The sequence below is a fragment of the Nodularia chucula CCY0103 genome (assembly GCF_963923915.1).
GTDB lineage: Bacteria > Cyanobacteriota > Cyanobacteriia > Cyanobacteriales > Nostocaceae > Nodularia > Nodularia chucula.
In genome coordinates this window covers 1-7,085 of record NZ_CAWUOL010000152.1, presented here as the reverse complement: position 1 = coordinate 7,085, position 7,085 = coordinate 1, and the positions used below count along the sequence as shown (strand labels likewise).

At 33.4% G+C, this 7,085-nt stretch carries 8 protein-coding genes; all 8 read right to left on the bottom strand.

Going from position 1 to position 7,085, the window contains the following annotated elements; translation table 11 throughout:
• A partial coding sequence (locus ACM0OP_RS23505) for a hypothetical protein (RefSeq protein WP_414530818.1) occupies positions 1–285 on the bottom strand: 285 nt, incomplete at its 3' end.
• A 54-nt stretch (positions 286–339) separates the two neighbouring features.
• Positions 340–1,620: a hypothetical protein gene (locus ACM0OP_RS23500; RefSeq protein ID WP_414530554.1), complete on the bottom strand. Its 1,281-nt coding sequence runs from the start codon at positions 1,618–1,620 to the stop codon at positions 340–342.
• 1 nt (position 1,621) lies between these two features.
• Entirely contained in the window at positions 1,622–2,662 is a 1,041-nt protein-coding gene (locus tag ACM0OP_RS23495) for a hypothetical protein (RefSeq protein WP_414530553.1), read from the bottom strand.
• Between the two features lie 4 nt (positions 2,663–2,666).
• A complete protein-coding gene (locus tag ACM0OP_RS23490; protein WP_414530552.1) occupies positions 2,667–3,314 on the bottom strand; it encodes a hypothetical protein in 648 nt (215 codons plus the stop codon).
• A 37-nt stretch (positions 3,315–3,351) separates the two neighbouring features.
• Positions 3,352–4,422 (bottom strand): hypothetical protein, encoded by a 1,071-nt coding sequence (locus ACM0OP_RS23485; RefSeq protein WP_414530551.1) that lies wholly within the window; start codon positions 4,420–4,422, stop codon positions 3,352–3,354.
• Between the two features lie 23 nt (positions 4,423–4,445).
• Complete coding sequence (locus tag ACM0OP_RS23480) at positions 4,446–4,811, bottom strand: hypothetical protein (RefSeq protein ID WP_414530550.1); 366 nt, start codon at positions 4,809–4,811, stop codon at positions 4,446–4,448.
• A gap of 69 nt (positions 4,812–4,880) precedes the next feature.
• The gene (locus tag ACM0OP_RS23475) at positions 4,881–5,270 is read right to left on the bottom strand and encodes a hypothetical protein (protein ID WP_414530549.1); all 390 of its coding nucleotides are present in this window, start codon (positions 5,268–5,270) and stop codon (positions 4,881–4,883) included.
• Positions 5,263–6,630 carry a hypothetical protein gene (locus ACM0OP_RS23470; protein ID WP_414530548.1) on the bottom strand — a complete coding sequence of 456 codons (1,368 nt, stop codon included), beginning with the start codon at positions 6,628–6,630 and terminating at the stop codon, positions 5,263–5,265. The genes ACM0OP_RS23475 and ACM0OP_RS23470 overlap by 8 nt, the downstream gene beginning before the upstream one ends.
• Positions 6,631–7,085 lie beyond the last annotated feature (455 nt).

The window sequence follows — 7,085 nt, the reverse complement described above, 5'->3', positions numbered from 1 at the left end:
AGAGTCTATTTGAGAAATAAGTTTAGTAGCATCTTTGCTTGTTTCAGAAAAAGTTCTAACCGCTTCAGTTTGAGAAACTAAATAACTTTTAACAGATAACCATACTTCTTGATTAACAAATTTAAAAAAATAATTTAAAAAGAAAGCTGTAACTCCACTAATTGTAAGTAAAGTCAATAGTATTGCTAAAGGAGCGCTAGTAATTGTATCTTTGGTAGTAAAATAAGCATTTCTCTGAATATCAACAGGGACTGATACTTGTGCATTAGTAGTTTTATATTTCATTAGATTAAGGAATTAATACAATACCATCTTTATCAATAGCTGATATCATAATTATTAAGGTGTAATTTCCATAATTGTCATTGTAGAAACATTATTAGCTCCACCAGTATTAAAAGTTATGCTAGTACCTTGGATATTTGCTCTTATTCTGTAAACACTAGAAGCAGTATAAGGAACTTGTACTCTTGTTGCAAAATGAATAGGGCTCATGTATCTAAAATCATGAAGTCTTCCAATATCTATTGCTAAAGGAACTATAAGAACATTTGGACCTGATGTAACTTGAAGGTGTAAACCACTTATCCAAGTGGCAGTAAAAGGAGTAGTGCTAGATTTTAAAGGATTATTTAAAACACCTGTAATATATAAAAAATTAGAAAGACTAGTAGGAGTAAAACTTATTTCTAATCCTGTAGAAGTAAAACTATCTGCTGAATTAATTGTTATTGCTGTAGATGTACTTCCATAAAGAACTTGAACTACTTTACCTGCACCTCCACCACCCCCACCACTAATAGTTTGGGGTTCCCATCTGGTATTAGCAGAACTATAAGTTAATACTTGACCATCACTAGGAGCAGTAGTAGCAATTGATCTTGATTGAAGTTGATTTGCATTCCATTGAGCAACAAGATTCTGTGCAGCAGGAGGAGTTACTACATTCCATCTATTGTCTCCTGTACTGTAAGATAATATTTGACCATTAGTAGGTGCTACAGATTGTATAATTCTTCCTTGAAGCCAGTTAGCATTCCATTGAGCAGTAGTATTACCAACTTGACTAGCTGTTACTGAATGAGGATTAGAGGTGCTACTGATATGACTATTAGTTGTAGATGAATCTGCTTTACTAACTAGAGCTGCATTTAATTCAGTATCTCTAGTGATTTCATTTGGTATCTGAGTATCTGGAATTTTACCAGTAATATCTAAAGTAGCAACTCCATCAGGAGTACCTTTTTCAGAAATAGGTATACCACTAGATTCAGATGTTATGGTGTCATTAACCCATTCTTGGGTTGTGCTGTTGTAAACTAAACTTTGTCCATCAACAGGTAGAGAAATATTTACATCAGTTAATTCATTTAATGCAGAAGGACTAGGATCAGAAGCTGCACCATCTCCACCTTGAGCAAGTAAATCCCAATCTAATGCAGTTAAGCTAGGTTCTTCAGTTGTAGTTCTGCTGGCTCTATAAGAAGAACCATCATGAAATACTCCTTGATTGCGTCTATAAATCTTAGTGGACTGCCATTCTCCTAACCAAATAACAGAAATACCATTAACAGTTGGAATAGGGCTAGTGGGAGTGCTTGGATTTATTTCAATAGCCATATTAATACCCCTTTAAAGTTCCTCTAATAAATAACTGAGTGTTAGCTTCAGTGCCAGTAATTTCAACTTTAATTACATTTGTATTAACTAACGAATAGCTTTTAACAATTGTGTTATCAGTAGATAAAGTACCAACCTCTTGCCAACTAAGACCCACTAATTCTTTTAGTACAAAGCTGACATTAGCAGTAGCAACAAGTTCAATATCTAATCTCTTGTAATTCTTAGTATCAATAAACCCACCAGTGTAAGTTTGTATTTCAATTACAGTAGGTATACCAAAAGAATCATTATCTAAATCTAACTGTAATAAAGGTACAGTGTTTTCTAATTCTGTTTGATGATCAACTAAGTAAGATATAGTAAATTGTCCTGCTGAAGTCCATGCACCATTAGTAGCAGTTTTCTCTATTAGGGCAGCTTTGTCTTCTAATTCATAAGCTCTATCAAGTTGTTTTAACTCAATAGCAGTTAATCTTTTTTGATCACCAACAGTTAAATCTCTTTCTTCTTCTCTAGCAATTTCAGCTATTCTATTTCTAGTTTCTGCATCAGAGAAAGCTATTTTATCTTCTAAACTATCTTTACAGCAAGACTTAGAAGCCCCACCTGCTATCAAATCTAACACTTCTTGTTGAGTCCAGAACTCAGCAGCAGTTAGAGTAGCTAATTTATGAATAGTTATATACGCTTTGAAGTGTAGAAAATAATCTGTTTGTGCTTGTTCTACTAATTCTCTATCTCTAGTAATTGAAGTACCAGAAGCAGAATCATACTTTACTACAGGGTCATTAACATAGTAATATTTAACTCCAAAGCCTATTAAGTTCCAAGCATCAATTACATCTGCTTCTAATGAGGTAATAGCCCCAGCAGTTATAATAGAATTTATATCTTCTAAACCTTTAGCTTGAAGATCAGATATTACAAGTTGAGTTAATAAGCTTGCTCTATTACTATCAACAATACTAGTAGTAGTGTCATTTAAAGAAGGTCTTACATAGTTATTAAAGAAATCAGTCCAATTAATTGAAACTGTCATAATTTTAAATTAGTCTGTTAGGGAATCTTTTAACATAATTAATTACAGTATTTTTAGGTAAACCTTGAATCCCACTACCACTAGCAGTATATGGCTCATAAGTCATGCTAGAAGAACTAACTTTGACATCCACATTAACATTATCAGGTGATTTATATGATTCTAAAAGGCTAATAAAAAAAATACCTGAATTATTATATTGATAATAGGAACTGGTAATACCATAAGTTTTGGAAGTTCCTATATGAAAAGCATAAGTAGGATTAAAAGGATTTTGTCTTAAAGTTCTCCATGAAGCATCAGGGTAATTATTGGGATACCATAAGCTAGGATTTAAATGTGTTACTAATACTTCTTTATCAAATAATCCTTCAAATCCAGGATTATTAAATGTTGTATTACTAACTGATAAACTAGCTTCACTTCCTATATGACCTGGAATAAAATAAGCTGGATAAATAGTAAGGCTACCTTGTAAAGTGCAAGTGGCATTATCTACATTTATGGTTACTGTACCCGCACTTTTAAGAGTTGATTCAAATGTTACATAAGTTAAAGCTGGTATATAAACTAAACCAGAAAACTGATTGACAATTGAACTTATTTCTATTTCTTTTTCTAGTGCTTTATATCTTTCTAAATCTGCAAACATAATGTTTTAAAGGAGGGAATTAAACCCTCCTAGCTAATTAAAATGTGGGTGCAGTGTAAGTAGTTGCAGTTAATTGAAGTACAGCACAAGCCCCACGGTGATTAGGTGCATAACCCCAACCATCTGACATGATTGTGTTTTCTAAAGCAAAGTTAGATTTGATATCAATTTGCAATCCAGCCAAACTAGCAATAGCAGGGATTCTATTTAAGAAAGGTGTTCTACCTGCTCCACCATCAGTACCTAGACAAACTGCATATCCTACAGGAACTATGGGTGTTTTGATAATAGGAACATTACTAATAAAACCTACTAAACCTTCCCAAGCACTTAAGGGGCGTTGTCTTTCACTAGATGCAGAACCAGATTTAATATCAAGTGAGCGTCCAATTTGATTCTCTGCTGGTACAAACTCAGGTAAGCTTTCTAAGCTGTAGTCATAATCACTAACCCAAATCTCTAACTGTCTAAAGCCATGATGTCTGACTTTATCAATAAGTTTAGATCTAACATCAACTACAGTAGGGTTACCAGCAGAAGCAACACCATTATAATGTTGTAAATCTCCTGGGACAAAGGTGTAACCATTAACACTAGGGGCTGAAGTAGAAGCTGCATCATTGTAAAAAGGAATTGTTGTAGTTTGATATTTTTGAATACTGTCAACTACTACACGATTAGTGTTACTAAATATACTTTGACGTAGAGCATTAAATCTTGCTTTTTGGAAAGAGGTAAGTTTAGCTTGTACATAACCACCAATTTCATCAGCAGTCATTAACTTAACAGCTCTAGTGCTAAGAGTAAGTGCAGTCATAAACTCTTCAAAAGGGATTTCTTGTGTGTAATCCCATACAGTAGAGCGTGAAGAAGGTCTAGCTGATTCAGTTAGAGATTCTAAAACTTCTCCATCATAATACTTAACCAACTTTTGAGGAGTAGCAATTGGTTCTGCTAAAGGAGCAAAGAAGCGTGAGTTCATGTCATTGTAAAATAACATGTCCTGATCCACTTCTCTGATAATAGAAACTACTGATTGATTATCAATAGTAACTAGTTCAGTATCATTAGTAGAAAGTTCACCAAAAAAAGTAGTGTTGTATACCATATATTTTTATGTATTTATTTAAATTAGATAGAAATTTTAACTTTGTTAGCAGTCAAGGCAACTCCAACTTTATTAGTTCCACTGCCAGCAACAGCACCAGCAGCACCAGCAAAAACAGCAGTTCCAGGTGTAAGTGCCAGTGAAGTACCTTTGTTTTCAATAATACAATCTTGATCTACAGCCAGCATAGTACCTGCTTTACGGGCATATCTAGCTATCCCAACAGGAACAGTGGTAGCAGTAGCTAAAATTGCTAGACCTTGATTATTAATAGAAACTACTGAGCCTTCAGGAATGTCTACTGCTGTGACTAAATTTACAATAGAACCATCTAAGTGAGATGAAGCAATAAATCTGTATTTGACAACGTTGTAAGCTACATTTAACATATTTTTAAATTATGAATTATGAATAATTAATGTTTAATTGAAATTGAATAATCAGTGAAACTTGTCATTTTAATAACCACGCCAAGGTTTAACTCTGCGTTCTTCTTTAATAGAAGCTTTGTTTGTAGATACTCCAGGTTTTGTTACCACACCTTTGTTATCTGAATTTTTACTTAATGTAGTCTCTATTGAAGCTTGAATCTTAGGAACCAGTGTCTCTTTTAGTTCTGATTCTAAAGACTTTTGTTTAGCTATAAAGTCTGCTTCTACTTCTTCTTGAGAAGAACCAGATGGTTGTAGCCCTAACAGTTTAGCTATTCTCTGAAAGTCAGGTTTAGTTTTAGCTAAGGCAGCTTCATAATCAATCTCTGGTTTACTAGGAGTGATTGTATCTAAACCTAAATTTAATTCTTCATTTATTGGTTGTTCTGTTATTTGTTCTGTTTCTGGGTTATTCATTATTTAATTCTCCAGTTATAGGTGCATTTTCAAGTATACTTTTACCATCAGCATTAGCTATATCAGTATTATCAGTAATAGCAGCCGAGTATTGCATACTTAGTAATTTTTCTGAATCTAACTGTTTAAGTTCTTTTTCAGCTTCTTCTTCAGTTAAACCTTCAAACTGAATTAAATATCTCTTTCTAGAAATTAATTTAGATTTAACTGCTTCTATTTGTAATGCTTTATCTTGTAAATCCCTTGGCATCATGTCAGGTAGTTCTACCCTAAAAGGAATATCAATACCTAGTTCTGAGAAGATATTCTTAAGTGCTGAAATAAGATAACTAGCTCTGCTTAATGTGGCTCTTCTTAATGGCTCATATAGAATTGATAGAGAAGATGCACTACTAGCTGATCTAGCATTCTGTAGTTCTAAAATCATTACTCCAGTTAAATTATAAATATCCTGTAGAATGATTAATCTCTGTCTTTCCAGATAAGGTGAATCTTGAGGTTGTAGATATCCAATCTTAGGACTGATACCTAATTCAGCAGCCGCATTACTGATAGGAAGATGTAGTATTGAAGCACTACTATCTGTAAATGCTGTTTGGAAAGCTGATGAACCTGTAGCAGACTCTATACTCTCAAGAGGGGATGAATTAGATCTACCAATAATTGCAGGTGCAGAAGTTCCAATTGTAAAAATCTGAGGTTTATGATGTTTACCATTTGTGTGAATCCTACTGCGGACTTCATTATACTCTAACTGTAAATGAATTATTCTTTCAATTGCAGATTGAGCTTCCCTTCCTTTTAAAGAATCTACAATCCTAAAAATAGGTATATGATCTCCTAATTCTATTGGGTCAGAATTACCTATCTTTTTGAAATATCTGTACTCAGGTAAATCAAATAATTTTAGCTCAGTGGATTCATTAACTAATGTTAAGTAATGTTCTACTTTGATATCAGTATAATTATTCTTGATAGGGTCATAAACTTCTCTATTCTCCCGCAGATAAACAACTTTCATGGGGTCATTAGGATCAACCTTAACTTCTTGAATATCAAGGGCTTGAATATGTCTTAGCTGACCTTCAAAAACTTCAATAAAACTTTCACCTGTAGTTGGTACTTCTAGATAAATATCATTCAGTAATCTATACAGATTAATTTGGTCTAACTGTAAATTTAAAGTTTCTTGTTGTTCAGAATTAATGGCTAGAAATTTAATCTTTTGTTGGAAACCATCCCCTAAAATAAAATCTCTTATTTGCTCTGTGACTAGTTGAATTAACTTAATTGGTAACTCTTTAAAATTAGCTGGATTGATGCCTTCATAAGCATCTATTAATTCTTTTTTAGAAGCCATGTATATAAAGTTTTACTTATACTCATTGTATACTTTATTCATAGTAATTAAAAGTGGGATATAACAGAACCATATTAATACAGTTTTAAGTAATAGAGTTTTGTATGGAGATACGTGTTGTGTTTAAGGTATGTATACTGGGGAGTGGGGGAACAGGGGCAGGTCAAATTTGGCGGCAGGGGTACATAAAAACTTTTCTTTATGTGGGGTATTAATTAAATGGGTGGCATACTGTGCTACCCTTTTTAATAGAGCTATCTTTGACAGTCAACAAGTGAACTCATCAGTAACTCACACAGGAAAACTCTTAGGATCTGACTACTGTGTGTTGTATTAAGTGAAAGGCTCTAAGGAGTACAATTAGCTTAGTATGTCATTGATGCAAATTAGCTTGTTTAGTATCAAGATTGTGTGCGAGACTTATTCTGCCCTTTATGGGATTGTGTGCGGTCTTT

What these genes read in the sequence shown, in the direction of transcription:
- ACM0OP_RS23500 (WP_414530554.1), bottom strand. Translation starts at nt 1,620, where the DNA reads ATGGCTATTGAAATAAATCCAAGCACTCCCACTAGCCCTATTCCAACT.
- ACM0OP_RS23495 (WP_414530553.1), bottom strand. Translation starts at nt 2,662, where the DNA reads ATGACAGTTTCAATTAATTGGACTGATTTCTTTAATAACTATGTAAGA.
- ACM0OP_RS23490 (WP_414530552.1), bottom strand. Translation starts at nt 3,314, where the DNA reads ATGTTTGCAGATTTAGAAAGATATAAAGCACTAGAAAAAGAAATAGAA.
- ACM0OP_RS23485 (WP_414530551.1), bottom strand. Translation starts at nt 4,422, where the DNA reads ATGGTATACAACACTACTTTTTTTGGTGAACTTTCTACTAATGATACT.
- ACM0OP_RS23480 (WP_414530550.1), bottom strand. Translation starts at nt 4,811, where the DNA reads ATGTTAAATGTAGCTTACAACGTTGTCAAATACAGATTTATTGCTTCA.
- ACM0OP_RS23475 (WP_414530549.1), bottom strand. Translation starts at nt 5,270, where the DNA reads ATGAATAACCCAGAAACAGAACAAATAACAGAACAACCAATAAATGAA.
- ACM0OP_RS23470 (WP_414530548.1), bottom strand. Translation starts at nt 6,630, where the DNA reads ATGGCTTCTAAAAAAGAATTAATAGATGCTTATGAAGGCATCAATCCA.